Origin of the sequence: Halohasta litchfieldiae (genome assembly GCF_002788215.1) — an archaeon.
In the GTDB taxonomy this organism is placed as follows: Archaea; Halobacteriota; Halobacteria; order Halobacteriales; family Haloferacaceae; genus Halohasta; species Halohasta litchfieldiae.
This window is the reverse complement of record NZ_CP024845.1, coordinates 2,184,261-2,203,329: the sequence shown is the minus strand read 5'-3', so window position 1 is coordinate 2,203,329 and position 19,069 is coordinate 2,184,261. Positions and strand designations below refer to the sequence as shown.

24 protein-coding genes are annotated in these 19,069 nt (G+C 60.8%); 14 read left to right on the top strand and 10 right to left on the bottom strand.

All coding sequences use genetic code 11. From position 1 onward, the window contains the following. Positions 1–9 precede the first annotated feature (9 nt). Entirely contained in the window at positions 10–1,077 is a 1,068-nt protein-coding gene (locus tag HALTADL_RS11190; protein WP_245708407.1) for a potassium channel family protein, read from the bottom strand. Positions 1,078–1,571: 494 nt separating this feature from the next. Between HALTADL_RS11190 and HALTADL_RS11185 the strand changes: the two genes are divergently transcribed. Continuing rightward, complete coding sequence (locus HALTADL_RS11185; protein ID WP_089672465.1) at positions 1,572–1,940, top strand: hypothetical protein; 369 nt, start codon at positions 1,572–1,574, stop codon at positions 1,938–1,940. Between the two features lie 160 nt (positions 1,941–2,100). Here the strand turns inward: HALTADL_RS11185 and HALTADL_RS11180 are convergent, their stop codons facing one another. Then, positions 2,101–3,147, bottom strand: coding sequence for a saccharopine dehydrogenase family protein (locus tag HALTADL_RS11180; RefSeq protein WP_089672467.1), 1,047 nt, complete (start codon positions 3,145–3,147; stop codon positions 2,101–2,103). Between the two features lie 150 nt (positions 3,148–3,297). Here HALTADL_RS11180 and HALTADL_RS11175 point away from each other — a divergent pair, with 150 nt between their 5' ends. From HALTADL_RS11175 to HALTADL_RS11155, 5 genes are all read left to right on the top strand, one after another. Then, complete coding sequence (locus HALTADL_RS11175) at positions 3,298–4,278, top strand: beta-ribofuranosylaminobenzene 5'-phosphate synthase family protein (RefSeq protein ID WP_089672469.1); 981 nt, start codon at positions 3,298–3,300, stop codon at positions 4,276–4,278. Positions 4,279–4,406: 128 nt separating this feature from the next. Then, on the top strand, positions 4,407–5,243 hold the full coding sequence (locus HALTADL_RS11170; RefSeq protein WP_089672471.1) for an RAD55 family ATPase: 837 nt from the start codon (positions 4,407–4,409) through the stop codon (positions 5,241–5,243). Positions 5,244–5,356: 113 nt separating this feature from the next. Beyond that, the gene (locus tag HALTADL_RS11165; protein ID WP_089672474.1) at positions 5,357–6,232 is read left to right on the top strand and encodes a hypothetical protein; all 876 of its coding nucleotides are present in this window, start codon (positions 5,357–5,359) and stop codon (positions 6,230–6,232) included. Then, on the top strand, positions 6,229–6,945 hold the full coding sequence (locus HALTADL_RS11160; RefSeq protein ID WP_089672476.1) for a prolipoprotein diacylglyceryl transferase: 717 nt from the start codon (positions 6,229–6,231) through the stop codon (positions 6,943–6,945). The genes HALTADL_RS11165 and HALTADL_RS11160 overlap by 4 nt, the downstream gene beginning before the upstream one ends. 23 nt (positions 6,946–6,968) lie before the next feature. Beyond that, positions 6,969–7,298, top strand: a complete 330-nt coding sequence (locus tag HALTADL_RS11155) for a transcription factor S (protein WP_089672478.1) — start codon at positions 6,969–6,971, stop codon at positions 7,296–7,298. Between the two features lie 6 nt (positions 7,299–7,304). On the opposite strand, the gene HALTADL_RS11150 is transcribed toward HALTADL_RS11155, so the two are convergent. After that, on the bottom strand, positions 7,305–8,285 hold the full coding sequence (locus HALTADL_RS11150) for an acyltransferase family protein (RefSeq protein WP_089672495.1): 981 nt from the start codon (positions 8,283–8,285) through the stop codon (positions 7,305–7,307). Positions 8,286–8,367: 82 nt separating this feature from the next. Between HALTADL_RS11150 and HALTADL_RS11145 the strand changes: the two genes are divergently transcribed. Further along, positions 8,368–9,306: a transposase gene (locus tag HALTADL_RS11145; protein ID WP_015911568.1), complete on the top strand. Its 939-nt coding sequence runs from the start codon at positions 8,368–8,370 to the stop codon at positions 9,304–9,306. A gap of 137 nt (positions 9,307–9,443) precedes the next feature. Beyond that, on the top strand, positions 9,444–10,382 hold the full coding sequence (locus tag HALTADL_RS11140) for a transposase (protein WP_015911568.1): 939 nt from the start codon (positions 9,444–9,446) through the stop codon (positions 10,380–10,382). Between the two features lie 3 nt (positions 10,383–10,385). Here the strand turns inward: HALTADL_RS11140 and HALTADL_RS11135 are convergent, their stop codons facing one another. Together HALTADL_RS11135 and HALTADL_RS11130 are read right to left on the bottom strand one after the other, a co-directional pair. Further along, a complete protein-coding gene (locus HALTADL_RS11135; RefSeq protein WP_089673701.1) occupies positions 10,386–10,571 on the bottom strand; it encodes an acyltransferase family protein in 186 nt (61 codons plus the stop codon). Positions 10,572–10,666: 95 nt separating this feature from the next. After that, positions 10,667–10,969, bottom strand: a complete 303-nt coding sequence (locus HALTADL_RS11130) for a hypothetical protein (RefSeq protein ID WP_089673700.1) — start codon at positions 10,967–10,969, stop codon at positions 10,667–10,669. A 167-nt stretch (positions 10,970–11,136) separates the two neighbouring features. Here HALTADL_RS11130 and HALTADL_RS11125 point away from each other — a divergent pair, with 167 nt between their 5' ends. The 3 genes from HALTADL_RS11125 to HALTADL_RS11115 all read left to right on the top strand — a co-directional run bounded on the left by HALTADL_RS11125 (position 11,137) and on the right by HALTADL_RS11115 (position 13,683). Continuing rightward, positions 11,137–11,985 (top strand): PspA/IM30 family protein, encoded by an 849-nt coding sequence (locus HALTADL_RS11125; RefSeq protein ID WP_089673699.1) that lies wholly within the window; start codon positions 11,137–11,139, stop codon positions 11,983–11,985. Positions 11,986–12,072: 87 nt separating this feature from the next. Next, positions 12,073–13,086 carry a hypothetical protein gene (locus HALTADL_RS11120; protein WP_089673698.1) on the top strand — a complete coding sequence of 338 codons (1,014 nt, stop codon included), beginning with the start codon at positions 12,073–12,075 and terminating at the stop codon, positions 13,084–13,086. A 174-nt stretch (positions 13,087–13,260) separates the two neighbouring features. After that, complete coding sequence (locus HALTADL_RS11115) at positions 13,261–13,683, top strand: universal stress protein (RefSeq protein ID WP_089673697.1); 423 nt, start codon at positions 13,261–13,263, stop codon at positions 13,681–13,683. 49 nt (positions 13,684–13,732) lie between these two features. Here HALTADL_RS11115 and HALTADL_RS11110 read toward each other — a convergent pair whose 3' ends face one another. The 5 genes from HALTADL_RS11110 to HALTADL_RS11090 all read right to left on the bottom strand — a co-directional run bounded on the left by HALTADL_RS11110 (position 13,733) and on the right by HALTADL_RS11090 (position 17,476). Next, the gene (locus tag HALTADL_RS11110; protein WP_089673696.1) at positions 13,733–14,638 is read right to left on the bottom strand and encodes a Vms1/Ankzf1 family peptidyl-tRNA hydrolase; all 906 of its coding nucleotides are present in this window, start codon (positions 14,636–14,638) and stop codon (positions 13,733–13,735) included. A gap of 68 nt (positions 14,639–14,706) precedes the next feature. Further along, entirely contained in the window at positions 14,707–15,051 is a 345-nt protein-coding gene (locus tag HALTADL_RS11105) for a DUF5802 family protein (protein WP_089673703.1), read from the bottom strand. Between the two features lie 149 nt (positions 15,052–15,200). Beyond that, entirely contained in the window at positions 15,201–15,719 is a 519-nt protein-coding gene (locus HALTADL_RS11100; RefSeq protein ID WP_089673695.1) for a peptidylprolyl isomerase, read from the bottom strand. A 164-nt stretch (positions 15,720–15,883) separates the two neighbouring features. Continuing rightward, the gene (locus HALTADL_RS11095; RefSeq protein ID WP_089673694.1) at positions 15,884–16,660 is read right to left on the bottom strand and encodes an alpha/beta fold hydrolase; all 777 of its coding nucleotides are present in this window, start codon (positions 16,658–16,660) and stop codon (positions 15,884–15,886) included. Positions 16,661–16,789: 129 nt separating this feature from the next. Continuing rightward, entirely contained in the window at positions 16,790–17,476 is a 687-nt protein-coding gene (locus tag HALTADL_RS11090; protein WP_089673693.1) for a helix-turn-helix domain-containing protein, read from the bottom strand. Positions 17,477–17,617: 141 nt separating this feature from the next. Between HALTADL_RS11090 and HALTADL_RS11085 the strand changes: the two genes are divergently transcribed. From HALTADL_RS11085 to HALTADL_RS11075, 3 genes are all read left to right on the top strand, one after another. Further along, positions 17,618–18,325 (top strand): DUF5828 family protein, encoded by a 708-nt coding sequence (locus HALTADL_RS11085; protein WP_089673692.1) that lies wholly within the window; start codon positions 17,618–17,620, stop codon positions 18,323–18,325. Between the two features lie 49 nt (positions 18,326–18,374). After that, the gene (locus tag HALTADL_RS11080; protein WP_089673691.1) at positions 18,375–18,608 is read left to right on the top strand and encodes a hypothetical protein; all 234 of its coding nucleotides are present in this window, start codon (positions 18,375–18,377) and stop codon (positions 18,606–18,608) included. 61 nt (positions 18,609–18,669) lie between these two features. Next, positions 18,670–19,038 (top strand): helix-turn-helix domain-containing protein, encoded by a 369-nt coding sequence (locus tag HALTADL_RS11075; RefSeq protein ID WP_089673690.1) that lies wholly within the window; start codon positions 18,670–18,672, stop codon positions 19,036–19,038. Positions 19,039–19,069 lie beyond the last annotated feature (31 nt).

The window sequence follows — 19,069 nt, the reverse complement described above, 5'->3', positions numbered from 1 at the left end:
GCTGCATCCTCATTCGAGGTTCTCGGATGGCCAGTACCACGCATCGGCGTCGACCGCACCGAGGAGCTTTCGTCGGGAGTCCTCACGCTCGGCGAGTGCCTCGGCAAACTCCCGGTCCGAGACCGTCGGAATGTCCGCCTCACGGAGGTGGTCGAGATCCGGTGGTGGCGGCGGCTGTTCGGCCGGCTGTATGAAGGCGTTGTTGAGCGTTTCCAGATAATCATTGACGCTCGACCGTGTGCTCTCGGTCAGGGCCTCGTTGGGTTCGTTCGCATCCGGGACGGCGACTTCGAGGAGAAACATCGCATCAGCCAGAATGGCGACAGCCATCGCCGAGGCTTCCGTTTCGTTTTCACTATGGTAGTAGTGGAGAATCGGATACGATTTGTGCTGTTCGGCAAGCATGTTCAGGTCCGACGACAGCGTGTCGAGCAGCAGATCCAGATCGGTGAAATCCTCGCCATCCCATCCAGACTGCAGGAACGCCTCGCTTCGCATTCCTAACGCTGTGACACCGTTTGCGAACGACCGCTTTTGGGAGACCGCGCCGAGTATCGAGAGGATATATGAGACGCTCAGTGTCGCAACGAGCATCCCACTGGCCGTCGTAAACGAGGAGGCCATCTCCCAGAGGTCACCGTTCGGCGTGAAATCACCGTTACCGTCGGTAAACATGGTGTAGGCGACGTAGTAGATGCGTCCCGACCAGTCGGCAGGACCGCCGTTTCGGGTGTCGATCAGGGCATACTCACCGCCTGCGAATACGAACGTCCACCCCGCCCAGAGGAGTCCGATCCACATACTGAGAGTGAGCACCAACACGAACGGGCCAGCGAGACTCAGGAATCGGGAGTGTCGACGGCCGAGTCGCCGAAGAATCCGCCAGACACCGGTCGCCAACCGAGCCGACAGGGGGCCGCTTCCGCCGTCGACCCACAGCGTCGTCCACAGCAGGTCGACGACCAAAGCGATGAGCAGGACAACACCGAGAACAACGTAGAGCGGGTTGACTATCGCATCGATCTGAACCGGAGAGGCTCCTGTGGAAACCACGGTCTGCAGTCGCGCTACGTCCATACACCACTCACGGGGACAACGAGCCAATCCAGCGTCGACGACCCGGTCGAACCGTCAGTGAGTACTGACAGATGACAGCCAACACGGAGAGACGAAACAGTTGACTGGAGGTGCCATGGCATGCGACGGTGCTCGGTTGGCTCAGTCAAAAAAGTCCGGACCAGACATGATTAATACATATTGAACTAAGATAGTAAGAAAATGAAGCCAGTGTCAGCTCTCACTTCGACTCGCTGCTGTGATTTCAGGAGTTTGCTCCGGTCAGAGGTCATCTCTTCAACGGACGCCGCGTCGACATGGACTCATTCGCCGCGTGCCGAGCCAGTTGAGCAGCCATGTTGGGAGTCGTGGCCCACACCGCCCGTAGTTGCCGGAAAACGTCTACAACTCATCCGAAACTCATCGAAATCCGGCGTAAATCGGGTTTAAAACGCTTGTATCCGGATTTACGGCTTCCCCACCTTATGTGGCAGTAGCACCGTCGGTCAGATGCAATGAACGCAAGACAACTCATCACGATCACGGTTGCAGCACTGTTCCTGATCGGCGGGGCGACGGCGGTCGGTGCCGCAGCGCCGGCGGATCAGGCACCCGACACCGCATCGGACGCACACGCAGAGAACACGGATGACGTCGACTCGGATACAGACTCCGAGGACACTGCCAACAGCGAAGCACCCGCGGATGCCGCGGCCAACGTCGGACCGAGCGACGGCCTGCCCGAGCAGGTTCCCGACCACGTGAGTTCGGTCCTTGACACCATCCAATCGTTCCAGGATGGCGGCGTCGACTCCCTCGGCGAATCACTGAGTAGTCTGGTAGGTGGCGGACCAGCCGACAACGCTGGCGAGTCCAACGCCTAACGGTCGACTACTGTAGCAATCCTGACGATCCACACTCCGTTTTGATACCGTAAGACACCCCTCGCTGAGATAGGGAGTCTACCTCATGGGATCTGTTGGCGGACGTTACCGACTACTCCATGGGGTACAGTCACGCGGTACCAGTCGACAGCAGACCGTCTCACAGATCCTGTCGACTCACACCCGGCAGGTCGAGGACGAGATCGGGGCCGAACGCGCCTGCGGGCGTCGTGAATCCGGTTGGAGCCTCTCCCGCTTCGACGCGTTCGGCACAGGCCAGTGCGGCCTCGACAGTCAGTTCGTAGGTATCGGGCGTTCGGAGCAGCGACTGGACCGTCTCACCACTTTCCTCGTTCCATGCCTCACCCCAAACAGTGGTCTCGCTGGCCGCGCGGTCGGCCTCGCTCGGCCCGTCGACGAACCGGTCGACGAGTCCTTTTAATAGCCGCTGAACCAGGTCAGTGGCCATCAGCCCCTCGAACGGCCGGGCGATTTGGATGGCGTGGCGAACCGCGTCGGGGACAGCGACGTACACCGCGATGTTCGGAATCCCGGTCGTTCGGTAGGCCGTCGACAGATCCCCCCACGGGATCGTCATCACCGTTTGGGTACCCGAGCCGAAGTCGACGACGCGCTGTTTGGACGCCGAGGGGATCGCGCGGAGTTGGCCGTCCTCGCGGATCGCGCTCCCCGAGCCGAACCCGTTGATAAGCGTCTTGAGAGTTCCACCCGACAGCGAGCCCGACGCCGAAAGCGCCAACGAGAGATGGGTTGCCTCCGGGAGCCGCTCGTGCAAGTGGGCCGCAAGCGAGTCGGTCGGTACCACATCGTAGCCGACGCCGGGCATAAGCGAGACGCCCGCGTCGACGGCCTCGCTGTCCCGGCGAGCCAGTCGCTCGAAGACAGGGAGTTCACCGGTGATGTCCAGATAGTCGACGCCGCGAGCAAGACAGGCCGCAACCAGCGGGTCGGCAGTTTCCTCAAACGGACCGGCGCAGTTGAGCAGTGTGTCAATTCCCGACAGGTGGGCTTGGATGTCGTCAGTCAGATCGAACGCGCGGCTTCGACAGTCGAGGTCGGTGCCGAGAGTGTGGATACGATCCGGATCGCGGCCAGCCACCACGGGGTCAAACCCACGGTCGACCGCCGCACGGGCGATGAGTTCACCCGTGTAGCCGTAGGCGCCATAGATCAGCAGGGAGTCCATACCTGTCTGTTGGCACGTCGACACAAAAAGGGTGGAGGCTGTGATGTACCGGGACTATGGATGGTACCAATGTGCATGAATCCGTCTCGGGTAGCCACTGCTCGTTGCCACCGTCGAAACCCGAATACCGGACGGCTACAAACGGGGGGTATGACGAGGGTCGACGTTGGATCGCGGCTGCATTTCGGCTTCGGGAACCTTTCGCTGGCCCACGAGCGACTGTATGGGGCACTCGGGGTTGCACTCGACGAGCCACGGCTCTCACTGGCGGCGGAGCCAGCCGAGGGTGTGACTGCCCCGCCACGGTGTGAGACGCTCGTCGAGACCGTCTGTACCCACCTCGACGTGCCGGGTGCAACCGTCACCATCCGTGACTCGCTCCCGCCACACGTCGGTCTCGGGAGCGGCACCCAACTGGCGCTGGCGATTGCGGTCGCTATCGGCGAGAGCTACGACCGGTCGGTCGACGTCCGAGAACTCGCGCCCAAACTCGGGCGCGGCGGCCGGTCGGGCATCGGCGTCGCCACCTTCGAGGCGGGCGGCTTCGTGCTCGACGGCGGCCATCCGACCGCACGGTTTACCACCGCCCGCCCCGCCGACGGCGCGTGGACAGTTCCCCCGGTGGCCGCCCGCCACCGAATCCCGGACGACTGGCGGTTTTTGATCGTCCTGCCGGATGCCGACCCCGGACGGAGCGGCGAGACCGAAGACGACAGCATTCGGGGCGTGGTCGAACGCGCCGACCCCGCGCCCGCCGACAGGATTGCGGGCCGGATCACCCGCGGTGTGCTGCCGGCCGTCGCAACCGGCAACGCCGACCAGTTCGGGAGCGCAGTCGCCGACATCGGTCGACTCAACGGCACGTGGTACGCCGACGAGCAGGGCGGCGTCTACCGGCCGCCGGTCGGCGAACTCGTCGACTGGGTGGCCGACGAACCGGCCGTCTACGGAGCCGGCCAGTCATCGTGGGGACCCGCGGTGTACGGGGTGACAGACAGGGCCAACGCCGAGGCAGCCCGTACTGCTGGCGAGGCCGCCCTCGACTCGGCCGGACTCAACGGCGAGGTACTGATCGCCGCCGGGCGAAATCAGGGTGCGCGTGTCGACGGTGAGCCGTGGTCGGGTCGGTAGACACCCGTGGTCGGGTCGGTAGACACCCGTGGTCAGGTCGGTAGACAAGTTGGTCGACCGAGTAGGCAACGCATACTGCAGCGTAGGAACGGCGTAACGGCTAAGGACAGCCCCTGATATTGATAGCTATGCAAGATATTCCGTTCGGGATCTCGCGGCTCGACTCGCTGCTGGAGGGTGGTGCGCCTCCCGGTAGTGTGGTCCTCCTGTCGGGCGAAGCGGGGGCGGGGGCCCGCGAGTTCGTCTATACAAGCGCGGCGATGAACGCGTTGGCCCACACGAACGAGGACTTGTTCGATCTCCACTACGGCGAGCTACCGGAGGGCGCAATTCTCCCACCGGAGGTCCATTATGTCTCGTTTACCTCCTCGAAGGAGACGCTCGAAGAGGAGTTGCGCTACACCCTGTCGGATGATATCGTCGACGACGCCATCGATCATATCCAGTACAAGGATCTGTCGGTCGAATACTTCCAGTCAAGCCGGATTCCACAGGACTGGTATCTGGGTCGGACGACCGATCTCTCGGATCTCAGCGGCGGCGGCAACCGCGAGAAAGTCCTCAGCGTGCTTGGTGATTATTTGACCGAACACGCCTCGGGGAATCTCGTCATCTTCGATTCGATTACTGATCTGTTGGGTGCGCTTGGCGACGATCTGGGGTGGAACGACATTCCAATGTTGGTTCGTGGACTCAAACGGGCCGCCGCCCAGTGGGGCGGGCTGATCCTCGTGTTGGCCAGCGAGGAGACGCTGACGGCGACCAAACTCGGACAGCTTTCGGATGCCGCCAGCGGCACGATCAACTTCTCGTGGGAGACCGGCGGCTCGAAACGCGCCCGCGTGATGGTCGTCAAACAGTTCCGTGGCGTCCTCTCGCGGCTCGAACAGGAGGATATCGTCCAGTTCGAAAGCGAGATTCACGAAGGCGGCTACGATCTGAGCAACGTCCGGAAGATCAGATGAGGAGTGCGAACGTAGGCAGTCACTAACGCGTCGTAGTCAGTTTGTAAGGACACAGATCGTGTCCAATCATTTATGGAGGATATTTAAGTTTAGAGGATGATAGATAGCCAGTAATGGCGAGTGAGCAGGAAGATCCGGCCCCACTTCCAGCGCAGATCGAAGAGTGGGTGACGGATCGGACAGCCGAAACCGGAGATAGTCGTGAGACAGTGCTTGCTCGTGCGGTTGCATCCTACCGACTGCTTGCGGAGAACGAGGACGAAGACGACGCCTTGGAGACGGCACTGTCGGATCTGGAGGCCCGGATCGGGGCACTCGAATCCGACCCGGATGTCGACCGGATCGCGGAACTCGAAGCGGATCTCGACGAGCACGTCGATGATCTCCGGTCGCGGATCGTCGACGTGGTCAAGGAGGCTCGATCACGCGCGCCAGCCGATCACAGCCACGCGGAGTTCGACCGACTCGCAGGGATCGAAGCAGATCAAGAGGCCGTCGAATCACGGCTCGACGAGCTGAAGGGCGAGACCGCCGAGCGCTACGACGGGATCGAAGCCCGGCTTGCGGAGACCGACGACGACGTCGAATCGATGTCGGCGTCCGTCGAGACGCTCGAAGCGAAAGCCGACCGGCTCGCGGGGGCGGTGGTCGACCTCCGGCGGCGGCTCAAGCGGGTCGAAAGCCACGTGAGCCATCAAACCGCGCTGGCGAAGCTGCTCGAAACGGCGGCCCGTGAGGACATCGAGAAAGCAAAGTGTGACAACTGTAGTGAGATGGTCAGACTGGGGCTGCTCGTCGAGCCTGCCTGTCCACACTGTCGGAGCGCCTTCGACGGCATCGAGCCGGGGTCGATGTTCTTCAACTCGGCGTGGCTCACCATCGCCGACCGGCCAGCGCTCGAAGCGGGGTCGACCACCGAGGAACCGTTCGATGCCGACACCGAATCGCAGCCCGCAACCGACGACCGGGCGCGGCAGGATGAGCGATGAGCGGTAACTCTGAGGATGACGAGGAGTCGACCGGCGACCTCTGGGAGGAGGTCGACAAGTTCGCCGAAACCAACCCGGACGACGCCGAGTTCGAGGAGTTTACCGAACCCGATCCGAACGACTCCGAGGTAGCGGAGGTCGACGAATCAGCGTCGACAGACACCAAGGTCGAGGAGTTTACCGAACCCGATCCAGACAACACAGAGGTCGACCAGTTTACAGAAACCGAGCCAACCGACACGTTCACCGACTCCACCGAGTCAGCCAGTGGGCTCTCGGAGACCGAAGAGGCACCCGACGCCGACGAGGTGTTCGACGAGATGGGCGTCGACGAGGTCGACGGCGAGGCGCTGTGGGACGAACTGGCCGATACGGAGGCCGATGCCCGGTCGTTCGATACCGAGGAATCCACAGACTCGGCCACCGAGTTCGACACCGACGAGCCGGGTGCGTCGGCGTCGACGCCCGACGAGCAGGCCACCAGTCGGGGGCAGGCCGACAAACGAGCCACGTCAGCCGGGAGCGAAACGCTCGTCGACAAACGTGACTACTGCCAGCAGTGTCCCTTCTTCACCGAGCCGCCGGAGGTCAGCTGTACCCACGAGGGAACCGAAATCATCGAAGTGCTCGAAGACGGCCAGTTCCGCGTGAGCAACTGCCCGGTCGTCACCGACACGGGTCCGGATCGCACGATTTTGAACGACGAACATTAACTGCCGGAGTGCGAAGGCGAGGTATGCAATTCTGCGACGAGTGTGGCTCGATGATGCGCTCGGAAAACGGGCAGATGGTCTGTGCCAGCGAGGAGTGTGGGGCAACCGCTGACCAAGACGCCGACCGCGCCGCGGAGTTCACCTCAACGGAATCCCAAAGCACCGACGAACTCATCGAAACCGTCGAGGGCGCAGAGTTCGAGGGGAAACCGACCGCCAACGATATCGTCTGCGACGAGTGTGAAAATCAAGAGGCGTGGTACACGATCAAACAGACCGGCGCGGCCGACGAGCCACCGACGCGGTTTTTTAAATGCAAAGAGTGCGGCTACCGCTGGCGTGGCTACAACTAACAGCGCTTATCCGGATCTCATTGCTCGCAGCCACGGTCGACCGGGGAAATGCGTGCCACCGATCTCGATAACGCGGAGCTTGTCGGCCGCGATGTAGACGAGGTAGGACAGATAAAACAACATCGGCGTCAACAGCAAATGCCACACAATCAACTCGTCGACGGTGTAGCCGACATGCTCCAGTGTGTCCCGAACCGCCCGGATCACCGCAAACACCGCCGGATGGGTGACATAAATTCCAACCGCGTATTTGCCCCACGACGGCAGCGGCGTGTCGACGCCGAGCTTCGGCCGCGAAAGGAGGTAGATGAACAGCGAGGCGGTGAACAGCGCGGTGGTGATCCCGTAACTCGGCGCATAGACGTAGGCACCGAACGGCTCGCCGCGCAGGGGGTAGCCCAACACGTAGAGTTCGACCAGTTGGAGGATGGCGAAACCGAGCGTGAGACCGAGATACAGTCGACTGCGGTCGGTGCTCGGCCTCCAGTCGCGGGCAGCGATGGTGAAGCCGAGGCTGGTATAAAAGAACCCAAAGAACAGGGCGTCTCGAATCTCAAAGGGGACCTCAAGGAACATCGTATAGGTGCCGCCCAACAGGCCGACGACGTGGAACCCCAGTGCGACCGGCAGGGCGGCGGTTGGCACGCCGAGCAGGATGAACAGATAGACGAACAGAAACGAAAACAGGAGCGCGGGGAGGAACCAGAGGATTTCGGAGACCGAGGTGCCGTAGTAGATCAGGGCGACAGGGTCGACGAACGAAGCGAGACTGCTGTAGGTGGTTTCGGCGAGGGATCGGCCATCGAGAGCCGCGCGCACGAGTCGACCGGCCAGAAACGTCGGCGCGGCTAACACCAGCCCGAACACGTAGTATGACGAAATAGTGGCAGCCTGCTTGTGGACGTAGTCAGTGGGATCACGCTGTGCGATCTTGAGCGCGAAAAAGTAGCCCGACGTAGAGAGGGTGTCATAGAAAGCGTCACACACGAAGACGCAGGATGTTGGAACTGTGTCTACGAGCGCCAGCATCCTGCAAGAGGAGACTTCTATCGACGAGTTCTTCAATGTAATGGCGACCGAGACGCTCGCGTTGTTCGAGCATCTTGAGTTCGACTTTCTCGAAGAATTCGATGTGTTCGCCCCCGCTCGCCGGGGGCGAACACGAGATCATCACCCACCAGCACTCTTCCGAGCGTTCCTGCACTGCTACTACAAGAACGTCTACGGCATCCGTCCAGTCACGCGAGAACTCCAGAACACGGTCGTCTGGCTCAGCTGTGGCTTCGATCGACCGCCGTCGAGAGACGCGGTCGATCGCTTCCTCACCGACCTCGAACACGTCGTCGACGAGGTCTTCGACCGCCTCGTCGAGCAGGCCGCCTGCCGCGGCCTGCTCGACTTGACCTACTCCATCGATTCCACCGACGTGAGGACGATGCCCGCCGACCAAGACGCGTCGAAAGGCTACGATCCAACCGCCGAAGAGTACTACCACGGCTACGGCTGTACGATCGTCTCGACCGGGCAAAAGATCCCGATTGCCGCGGAGTTCACCGAGAGCAAGCAAGCGCCAGAGGAGACGGCGATGCGCGTCACGTGTGACGCGCTCGCCGTCGAGAAACCGATCTGGATGCTTGGAGACAGCGCCTACGACACGCTCGGCTGGCACGACCACCTGCTGGCCGCAGGGGTCGTGCCAGTCGCTCCGTACAACGCACGAAACACCGACGATCCGAAAGACATCGAGTACAGGGTCGAAGCCCGCATCGACGAACACAGCGAGGACGTTCAGCTGAAGCAATCGACGCTAGACGAGACGTACAACCGCCGGAGTGGAGTCGAACGAACCAACGACGCCGTCAAGGACTGCGGCCTCGGGCACGTTCGCGCCCGAGGCCGCGTCCACGCACGAGCACAAGTGTTCCTCGCGCTGTGCCTTCGTCTCGTTATTGCGATCACCAACGACGAACGCGGAGACAATCCAGGAAGCACCGTCATCACGCTATGAGAACTATTCTATGACACCCTCCGACGTAGAGGGTGTCATAGAAAGCGTCACACACGAAGACGCAGGATGTTGGAACTGTGTCTACGAGCGCCAGCATCCTGCAAGAGGAGACTTCTATCGACGAGTTCTTCAATGTAATGGCGACCGAGACGCTCGCGTTGTTCGAGCATCTTGAGTTCGACTTTCTCGAAGAATTCGATGTGTTCGCCCCCGCTCGCCGGGGGCGAACACGAGATCATCACCCACCAGCACTCTTCCGAGCGTTCCTGCACTGCTACTACAAGAACGTCTACGGCATCCGTCCAGTCACGCGAGAACTCCAGAACACGGTCGTCTGGCTCAGCTGTGGCTTCGATCGACCGCCGTCGAGAGACGCGGTCGATCGCTTCCTCACCGACCTCGAACACGTCGTCGACGAGGTCTTCGACCGCCTCGTCGAGCAGGCCGCCTGCCGCGGCCTGCTCGACTTGACCTACTCCATCGATTCCACCGACGTGAGGACGATGCCCGCCGACCAAGACGCGTCGAAAGGCTACGATCCAACCGCCGAAGAGTACTACCACGGCTACGGCTGTACGATCGTCTCGACCGGGCAAAAGATCCCGATTGCCGCGGAGTTCACCGAGAGCAAGCAAGCGCCAGAGGAGACGGCGATGCGCGTCACGTGTGACGCGCTCGCCGTCGAGAAACCGATCTGGATGCTTGGAGACAGCGCCTACGACACGCTCGGCTGGCACGACCACCTGCTGGCCGCAGGGGTCGTGCCAGTCGCTCCGTACAACGCACGAAACACCGACGATCCGAAAGACATCGAGTACAGGGTCGAAGCCCGCATCGACGAACACAGCGAGGACGTTCAGCTGAAGCAATCGACGCTAGACGAGACGTACAACCGCCGGAGTGGAGTCGAACGAACCAACGACGCCGTCAAGGACTGCGGCCTCGGGCACGTTCGCGCCCGAGGCCGCGTCCACGCACGAGCACAAGTGTTCCTCGCGCTGTGCCTTCGTCTCGTTATTGCGATCACCAACGACGAACGCGGAGACAATCCAGGAAGCACCGTCATCACGCTATGAGAACTATTCTATGACACCCTCCGACGTAATGAAAAAGAATGGCACCGCGAACCGGCCGGTGGTTTTGATGACGAACGTGATCATGTTCCCGTACTCGGTGACACCCGCAAACGGGTCGGTGTGAATCATGACCACAAACAGCATCGCAACGATCCGCATCGCGTCGATACTGTAGATACGCTTGGCCATTGTCCGACCGAGGGGCCTGCCAGTGATGGCTGTTTTTGCGGTCGACCAATCCGGTTCAAACGAAACCAACAGCCGATTCAATCGCGTGGTGCCGACTACGCGCCGTCTTCGATGGGTTCGTCGACGAACTCGTCGCCATACGGCTCGTTTGACTTCGCGTTGTCATCGGTGTCACGCTCTTCGACGAGGTCGTCACCGTACGGTTCGTTCGACTTCGCATTGTCGTCGGTGTCGCTCTCGGTAACGACGCCCGTGTCACCGTACGGACCGGCTGCTCTGCGTTCTTTATCCGACTCGCTTTCCTCGACAATGCCGTCATCGCCGTACGGGCCAGCGGCCTTCCGTTCCTTCTCGCTGTCGCTTTCCTCGACGATGTCAAACTCTTCTGTCTCGTTCATGACTCGAAGTATTTACTCAGTACTGAGTACTCATCGTGTAAATCATTTCTCATCCTGTCGGTTTTTTCAATAGTCACAGAGGATGGGAGGTGTGATTGGCGGCGAAATCGGCGCTGAAAGCTATCGACTGTATGAGGATTTAAGCCCCGTGTGTCCCAAAGGCGGCTATGGGAATCCTTTCGCGCACCTCCTACGTCATCCGGTCGAAAATCAACGCGTTGCTCAACCGGTCGGAGGACCCCGGCGAGTCGCTCGACTACTCCTACGAGAAGATGCGTGACGAACTCCAGGACGTCAAACAGGGAATTGCGGACCTGACGACCCAGAAAAAGCGACTGGAGATCCAGAAACGCAGGCTCGAAGAGAACGTCGAGAAACACAACAGTCAGGCCCGCGAGGCCGTCCAGCAGGACCGTGACGACCTCGCCCGCCAGGCACTCGAAAAGAAGAAATCAAAGATGTCCCAGATCGAGGAATTGGAGGGACAGATCGCCAATCTCCAGGATACACAGGACAACCTCGTCGAGAAAAAGAACAAACTCCAGGGTCGCATCGAGGAGTTCCGAACCAAAAAGGAAACCATGAAGGCGCGCTACGAGGCCGCCGAAGCCTCCACGCGCGTCTCGGAAGCGATGACCGGCGTTGGCGACGAGATGGACGATGTCGCCCGCTCTATCGAGCGCGCCGAGGAGCAGACCGACGAGATGGAGGCCCGCTCGGAAGCGATGGACGAACTGGAGGATTCGGGTGCCTTCGAGGACGCCCTCTCGGATAAGGACAGCATCGACCGCGAACTCGAAGAGCTCTCCTCAAGCCGGGAGGTCGACTCCGAACTCGACACGCTGAAAGCCGAGATGGGGAAAGCACCCGCCGAGGAAGAACCGGAGACCGACACCGAGGAGTCGACCGACCTCGACGAGGAACTGAACGCCGACGGCGACGTCGACGTGGATGCCGAACTCGAAGACGCTGAGGTCGAAGCCGAGCTGGACGAACTCAAAGACGACAAGTCGTAACGCTCGACTGGCCAGCACTGTCGACTGTCCCTCAGTCCGAAGGCTCCGGACTGTTTTGGGGGTCTCGCCCGTCGGTAGCGACACCGGATGAGCGAGTCAACGCCGAGTGATCGTCTCGAACAGCGGACTGAAGGCAGCAACTACTGGATGTCCCTGCTGATCCATGTCAACCGATGGCTTCTGGTTGCAGTCATCCTCGGCGCAGTGTTCTGTCTCCTCGTCGTTGCGAGTCAGCTTGGACTGGCTTCCCTCCGCCAGATCGCGGCCACCGAAACGGGTCTCAGATGGCTATTTTCGCCGTTCATCGGCGCGATTATCACTGGTACATCTATCGTCGTCACGATCAACCAGCTCGTGCTCTCACAGGAACTCGGTGCTGTCGGCGACCAGCGGGATCGAATGCAGGAGGCAATGGAGTTCCAAACCGATGTCGAATCGAAACTCGGGGTCGGTGTCAGTGAGCCGGAGCCCGCGGCGTTCCTCGCTGAGCTCGTCAGCGGAATCGAAGACCGAGCCACCCGACTCACCGAGGCAATGGTGGCCGACCATGATGCGGATCGTACCGAACTGGTCGAAGGGTTCGTCGACGACGTCACACGGAACGCGGAGACAGTGAGGAACGAACTCGACGGCGCACAGTTCGGGAAGTTCGATGTGATGGCCGCAGCGCTCAACTTCAACTACTCGTGGAAAATCTATGCGGCCCGCCGGATACGCCACCGACACGGCGAAGCGCTGTCAAGCGAGGCGAGCGAGGCGCTCGACGAACTGCTCTCGCTGTTGAAGTTCTTCGGCGAGGCGCGCGAACATTTCAAGACACTGTATTTTCAGTGGGAGCTGATCAATCTCTCACGGGCACTGCTCTACATCTCGGTGCCCGCACTAGCGGTAGTCGGTGTGTTTCTCATGTTCATCGACGCAACCACGCTCTACGGCACGACGCTTGGTGTCGACAATCTCGTCTGGGTGACCAGTGCTGGCTTCGCATTCAGTCTGGCACCGTTTGTCGTCTTTATCGTGTTCATTCTACGGATCGCAACGGTTGCCAAACATACCCTCGCGATGGGACCGTTCATCCTCCGAGAGACGGAGTTCGAATAGCGTCGTGTCCCACAAACGGGACGACGGCAGTGAGACGGCTCTGGCTGTCAACGTAGGACCACAGAATGCAGTGTGGACTACACAGTCGACGTCCGTCCTCCGACATCGGGCCTTCGAAACTCCGATCTGAACTGGCACAGTGATTTTAGTAGCCTGCATCTGAATACGGATGCAATGACACGGAGACTACTGGTTCCACTCGATGGCTCACCGCAGTCAAAGGAGGCACTGCGGTATGCTGTCGAGACGTTTCCGGACGCCGATTTGGTCGTCGTCCACGTGTTGAACCCTGCGGCGGGCATTAGCAATTTGGACGATCTCGTGAGCGAGACGGCCGACGTCCTCGACGAACAGGAGACGCTAGCCACCGAACTGTTCGAGACGGCCCGCGAGATCGCTGGCGAGGAGCGACTCGTCGACACCGAACTGCTGTCCGGCCGAGCCGCAAGCGAGATCGTCACATTCGCTCAAGACAACGCGGTCGACGAGATCGTCATGGGAAGCCACGGCCGGGATGGCGCGGCTAGACTTCTGTTGGGCAGCGTCGCCGAAACCGTCGTTCGACGGTCGCCGGTGCCGGTGACGGTCGTTCGGTGAGTGAACAGCTACCGACAGTAGTCGACGGCTACGAGTTTCAAAGAGACAGTTAAAACGTGACTAATCGGGTTGTCCAGAAGTCCGAGAAGGCGTGATCGAGGGCGGCCTCGGGTTTGCCGCCGGCATCAGTGCTGGCGGTGTGGTCGGCAAGATCGTCGAGCTGGGTGAGTATTGACTGCTCACCAGTGAGGATGACGCGGTCGGGGTCGACAGCGTCGATCTTGTCGGTCAGTCGCTCGCGGGCCTCGTCGAGATGGTCGTCGATCTGTTCGTTTCTGATTCTCTCGAAGCGATCCTGTGAGAAGCCGCCCTTCGAGTGGTCTGATTTGACGTTGGACTCGAAGCCCGCGTAGTCGAGGCGTTCGGTGCCCTCGTAGACACCAACCGCGAACACGTCGGCCCGAACCACGCCGAAGACGAGGGTGCCAGTCGGCCGGAACCACGCCTCGTCGACCCGGAACGAATCGTTCCAGTCGACGAACGCCTCGGGCAGCAGCGGTGGCCGAAGCGCCACCGAAATCAGTCCCGCGTCGTCAGTGTAGTAGATTGTCGGGGCGACGCCGCGAACCAGCGGTCCGCAGTCGCCAGCCACGTCGCTCACTGAGTCGGGGAGCGAGGCGTCCTCGCCCTCGATGACGGCACTCAGTGCGCCCTCGGGACCGGTCTTGAACGAGCGGAGTCGGTCGAGTATCTCGGCGAGTCGACCGCCACGGAGCGATTCGGTCCCTCGAACGGATCGGTCGGTCGCCGTCTCGCTTTGGTCGACGCGGTCTTCGAGTTCGGTAATCTTGTCTTCGAGCTGATTAACTCGCTTTTCGGCCGCCTGCCGGTCGCTGACCGCGTCGGCTCGCCGCTCGGATTCGGCCTCCAGCTGTCGCTCTAAGTGGTGTTTTTCCTCGGTCAACTCCTCGATACGTTCCTTGAGTTCGGCCCGTCCGAGCAGTGCATCAAGCATACTCCAAGGGGGTGTTCAGCGAACTTGAAACGTTGGGTCGACTGTTAGGCACCAACTAACGTCGACCGTTAGGTGCCGGCTACTGCCTGCCAGCCGGAGTAGCGAAGGAGTTCCATCGCCCGGTTGGCCTTCGCCAACAGTACCTCGCGCTTGCTCGCCGACCCCTCCTCAAGTAGCTCCGCCGGAACTGCAAGTGTTCCCGACGGGACTCCCTCGTCGCCGAGGACTGGGAAGTGTGTGTTGTCGACCTTCATGACGAGCGGCGCGTCGAGCCGCTCGACGCCCTCGCCGTCGGCATACAGCTGCTCGTTGACCGCTTCGTGGTCTTCGCGCTGGATGACCGCACGGTCGCAATCATGCGGTTCAACGTACAGTTCCCCGAGGTAGTAGCCGCCGGAAAATTGCTCGAACATACTATCCATGGTAAGATATACCATGGCCACTGATAAGCGTTGTCGCAAGTATTTATATCGGACCGCAAACTGACCGCTCGGTTACAGAACGGAACGTATAGTTAGTAAAACAGCACAAACGAGGAGTCAACGGCGAGAGCGGTGGTCGACTAGTTCCACTCGACGTCGACCGTTTCGAGGACGACCTCGTCGCGTGGCTTGTCTTTGCGGTCAGTTCGGACCGAGCCGATCTCTTCGACGGTGTCCATCCCTTCGATGACTTCGCCGAAGACGGAGTGTTTGCCGTCGAGGTGCGGGGTAGCATCAAGGGTGATGAAGAACTGCGAGCCGTTGGTGTTTGGCCCGGAGTTGGCCATCGACAGCGTGCCGGCGCTGTCGTGAGTGAGTTCGTCGTGGAACTCGTCGTCGAACTGGTAGCCGGGGCCGCCGCGGCCGGTGCCGGTTGGGTCGCCACCCTGAATCATGAAGTCCTCGATGATTCGGTGGAAGATGACGTCGTCGTACAGCGGTTCGTTTTCGACGGTGTCGCCCGATTCGGGGTCGGTCCACTCTTTCGAGCCGGTTGCGAGACCGATGAAGTTGCCGACGGTGTTGGGGGCGCGCTCTTCGAACAGTTCGACGACGATCTCGCCGTGGTTCGTCACGAGGGTTGCGGTTGGGTTTGCCATACAGATCGATTAGTCGGGACGGTGAAAACAGTGCTGTCTCGGGTTGACAGGTATGGAGTGGCAACGTGGGACAAACCGGGCGTAATTGAAAGGTGTGGAGGAAAACTGGGGTACAAGCTGTCTCGTTCGGCTGCTGGCACTGTCGACGGGGAATATCGCCGGTGTTATGCTTGCGGGATCGGTTCCTGCAAGAACGATCTAATCTCTGTTGCGACCCGTTCGGGTGCCGTCTGAGTTCCAATGTGACCGACGCCGTCGAGTTCCACGAGGCGGCTCTCCGAGAGCTGATCATCAAGCGTCCGCACGGCATCGCCGAGATGCGGCGGCCCGCGGTCGCCCGTCAGGAGGAGTGTGGGAGCCACGATGTCGACCTCACTGGGCAGTTCGTAGCCCTCGACAGCGGCGTTCTCCCGAATGACCGTGTCGACGAGATCGAAGTCGAACTTCGCGGGCCAGATCGGCAACGCCTCCGGGTCGGGGATTCCAGCACCCTCCCGATAAAAGAGTTTCATCGCCTCCTCTCGGTCACCTGCTGCAACCTGCTCTCGCATGCGAGCCGCGAGGTTGTCGCCACGATGGTCGCCGACCAGTAGCGCTGGCTCGTAGAGGATGAGTCGCTGGATGTCGGTCTCGGCGGCTGCCGCGAGGGCAACGAGACCGCCAAAAGAGTGGCCGAACACCGAGACATCGCCCTCAATGTTGTCGACCAGCGAGCGAAGATCTTGGACCTCACGGGCAAGGCTGTAGTCGTCGCCGTCGCCGCTCTCACCGCGTCCTCGTCGGTCGGGAACGATGAGTCTGAACTCCGCAGCGAGATGCGGGATGAGCGGGCCCCAACTGTGGCGTGTCGCGGAGCCACCATGGAGCAGGACGAGGGGGTGACCAGTACCATGTTCTTCGTACGCAATCCGAGTGCCGTCTGTCGACGTGACTGTCTGCATCAGGATTTACTGCTAGGGACGATAGTCGGGTAGGCGTGTCTCTCAGTCGTCCGGTAGTTTAAATAAAGAGCCGCGGTCAACGCTGGTCGCGCGACATCACAGTCGACGCTGGCTGTGTTGTTTCAGTGGTCAGTTGGGCAGTGGCGGCCACATCGGTGCGACCGTCTCTTCGATGAGTTGGGTCTGGGCCCGGCGCAGGCGTTCTGAGACCGACGACGCGGAGATGTCTAACTCGGTGGCGACGTCTTCTAGCGAGGCTCCGCGGGGGATGTCGAAGTAGCCCAGTTCGTAGGCCGTCCGAAGCGCTTCAGTTTGGCGGTCGGTGAGCCCATTACCGGGAGATTCGGGCTCTCCCTCGTGGGTGAGTCGACTGAGTCGAAACCCGGTGTTCTGCTGCCAGAAGGTTCGGAACTCGGTGAACGCCTCCCTGTTGGCGAACCACCCAGTTTGGGTCCAGCCGTTGTCGGTCACCTCGATCCGGTCGATGATCGCGTCTTCGGTGGCAAGCGCCTCTAGTTCGGAGAGGTCATCAATCTGAGCGCCGAGCTGTTCGGCCAAGCTGAGTGCTGGCTCGGCCTTGTAGCGCAGAGTATCACCTGCTTCTCCGATCAGCGTGTACGCCGCCACGTCGACGGCTTCCGAGAGAGCCGTCTCGACGGCTGGCTGTGAGCCATCAGTGACGGTGATGAGAAACTGTGGTCGATTTCCGTGGTTAAATTGAAGTGTGAGGACTACCGTCGCGGCTGGGACCGCAGCCGCAACGCTGACAAGCGGGAGCTGTTCGCACGGAATATCGAACTCGGCGACGAGCGCCATAGACGCTGTCTGCAATGGCCTCGATATATAAGAACGGACGTGATTCCGGTTGTGGCGCGAGTGGTCGACAGTGACAGTCGACGTGGTGGCACTGGTCAACGAAGTTTATGTAGCCGGACTTCGTAGGAGGTTTCCAACGAGATGGAAGAGAGCATCTCCGGATTCAAAGTACGCGGCGAGTGGGGCGAGGTCGTCGAACACGGCGAGCGCATCACTCAGTCACTCCGGGAGACGGGCACAGCCGAGGAGGGGTCGTTCGCCGAGGCGTTCGATGAGTGGAACGAGTGGCGACCCAAGGCCCACGAGCGGCTGAACAAAGACGTGAACAAGAAGACCGCAGATCAAGCCAGCGTTGCCGAAGGCGAGGGCGAGAAGGCCGGGAAGGCGGCGACCGACGACGTACGGACCGCAGGCGAGAAGCTCTCGGAGTCTTACGACAAGATGGAAGACGGCGACGACGAGGGCGCAGTCGAACGATGGCAGGACTCCATCGACTACGTGACCCGGGCGGCGGACTCGGTGAGCCGAAAGGCGATTCGGACTGTCGAAACCACAGTGTACGAAAAGGTGATGACACAGCTCGCGCCCTACTACTTCGACAACGATCTAATCAGCGCGAATATTCAGAAGACAGCCCAAGGCGACAACGGCGAAGAGGAGTTCATTTTCGAGGTGAACGTCAACGACGACGACCTCAAAGAGCAGGTCTCCCAACAGCTCGGCGAGTACGAAGACACCATCGACCGTTGGCACGTCACCACCGAGAAGGATACCGCAAACGTCGAAGCCGCCGAAGGTGTCGAGCCGCCACCTTCCGAAAGCGACGATACCAAGTCGACGACGAACTGAAATCCGAGGGACCCAACAGCCTAAGGGAGCCCCTTCCAAACACTGCACAATGACCGAGCCGTTACGCATCGACCCCGGCGAACGGACAGCCGACGAGATCGTCGACGAACTCAAAGCGGGTCGACGAATTTTGGTGACCGTCGAGATGCTTGGGCAACCCAAAGAGATCAGCCTCCGGTACGACGGCGAACTCTACTACTGTGATACGCCGACACGACTCCACAAACACAGCGACGAGAGCGAAATGCGAAACTGTGTCCAGGAGATGGGGTATGGAAAATAACCCCACAACCGGCTGCCCGAAAGCCGGATAGTTTTACTGTGGGTCACCCCTAACGAAGATTATGACGCAGTCGCCCGACATCGAAAACCTCGTCGGCAATACAGATCCGGAGTTCACCCACATTCTCTCCTGTGTCTTCGGCATCCGTGACCACGAGAGCCGAACCTATCTCACGCTGCTCGACTGCCCCGGCAGCACCGTCGAGGAACTCGCCAACACGCTCGACCGCGACCGGAGCAACGTCAACCGCTCGCTGTCGACGCTCCGCGAGAAGGGACTTGTCGACCGGGAGCGCCGCCTGCTGGACCCCGGCGGCTACGTCTATCAGTACACCGCGGTCGACCTGCCGACAGCGAAAACGATGCTCCACGAGGCCCTCGACGAGTGGGCCGAGGCAGTCCACGACTCCATCGACGGGTTCGGCGACTGAGCGTCTGGTCGCATAAGTCAGATAGCCAACA

Excerpts from the sequence above, each read along its gene's own strand:
- HALTADL_RS11190 (WP_245708407.1), bottom strand. The coding sequence starts at position 1,077 with ATGGACGTAGCGCGACTGCAGACCGTGGTTTCCACAGGAGCCTCTCCG.
- HALTADL_RS11185 (WP_089672465.1), top strand. The coding sequence starts at position 1,572 with ATGAACGCAAGACAACTCATCACGATCACGGTTGCAGCACTGTTCCTG.
- HALTADL_RS11180 (WP_089672467.1), bottom strand. The coding sequence starts at position 3,147 with ATGGACTCCCTGCTGATCTATGGCGCCTACGGCTACACGGGTGAACTC.
- HALTADL_RS11175 (WP_089672469.1), top strand. The coding sequence starts at position 3,298 with ATGACGAGGGTCGACGTTGGATCGCGGCTGCATTTCGGCTTCGGGAAC.
- HALTADL_RS11170 (WP_089672471.1), top strand. The coding sequence starts at position 4,407 with ATGCAAGATATTCCGTTCGGGATCTCGCGGCTCGACTCGCTGCTGGAG.
- HALTADL_RS11165 (WP_089672474.1), top strand. The coding sequence starts at position 5,357 with ATGGCGAGTGAGCAGGAAGATCCGGCCCCACTTCCAGCGCAGATCGAA.
- HALTADL_RS11160 (WP_089672476.1), top strand. The coding sequence starts at position 6,229 with ATGAGCGGTAACTCTGAGGATGACGAGGAGTCGACCGGCGACCTCTGG.
- HALTADL_RS11155 (WP_089672478.1), top strand. The coding sequence starts at position 6,969 with ATGCAATTCTGCGACGAGTGTGGCTCGATGATGCGCTCGGAAAACGGG.
- HALTADL_RS11145 (WP_015911568.1), top strand. The coding sequence starts at position 8,368 with ATGGCGACCGAGACGCTCGCGTTGTTCGAGCATCTTGAGTTCGACTTT.
- HALTADL_RS11140 (WP_015911568.1), top strand. The coding sequence starts at position 9,444 with ATGGCGACCGAGACGCTCGCGTTGTTCGAGCATCTTGAGTTCGACTTT.
- HALTADL_RS11135 (WP_089673701.1), bottom strand. The coding sequence starts at position 10,571 with ATGGCCAAGCGTATCTACAGTATCGACGCGATGCGGATCGTTGCGATG.
- HALTADL_RS11130 (WP_089673700.1), bottom strand. The coding sequence starts at position 10,969 with ATGAACGAGACAGAAGAGTTTGACATCGTCGAGGAAAGCGACAGCGAG.
- HALTADL_RS11125 (WP_089673699.1), top strand. The coding sequence starts at position 11,137 with ATGGGAATCCTTTCGCGCACCTCCTACGTCATCCGGTCGAAAATCAAC.
- HALTADL_RS11120 (WP_089673698.1), top strand. The coding sequence starts at position 12,073 with ATGAGCGAGTCAACGCCGAGTGATCGTCTCGAACAGCGGACTGAAGGC.
- HALTADL_RS11115 (WP_089673697.1), top strand. The coding sequence starts at position 13,261 with ATGACACGGAGACTACTGGTTCCACTCGATGGCTCACCGCAGTCAAAG.
- HALTADL_RS11110 (WP_089673696.1), bottom strand. The coding sequence starts at position 14,638 with ATGCTTGATGCACTGCTCGGACGGGCCGAACTCAAGGAACGTATCGAG.
- HALTADL_RS11105 (WP_089673703.1), bottom strand. The coding sequence starts at position 15,051 with ATGTTCGAGCAATTTTCCGGCGGCTACTACCTCGGGGAACTGTACGTT.
- HALTADL_RS11100 (WP_089673695.1), bottom strand. The coding sequence starts at position 15,719 with ATGGCAAACCCAACCGCAACCCTCGTGACGAACCACGGCGAGATCGTC.
- HALTADL_RS11095 (WP_089673694.1), bottom strand. The coding sequence starts at position 16,660 with ATGCAGACAGTCACGTCGACAGACGGCACTCGGATTGCGTACGAAGAA.
- HALTADL_RS11090 (WP_089673693.1), bottom strand. The coding sequence starts at position 17,476 with ATGGCGCTCGTCGCCGAGTTCGATATTCCGTGCGAACAGCTCCCGCTT.
- HALTADL_RS11085 (WP_089673692.1), top strand. The coding sequence starts at position 17,618 with ATGGAAGAGAGCATCTCCGGATTCAAAGTACGCGGCGAGTGGGGCGAG.
- HALTADL_RS11080 (WP_089673691.1), top strand. The coding sequence starts at position 18,375 with ATGACCGAGCCGTTACGCATCGACCCCGGCGAACGGACAGCCGACGAG.
- HALTADL_RS11075 (WP_089673690.1), top strand. The coding sequence starts at position 18,670 with ATGACGCAGTCGCCCGACATCGAAAACCTCGTCGGCAATACAGATCCG.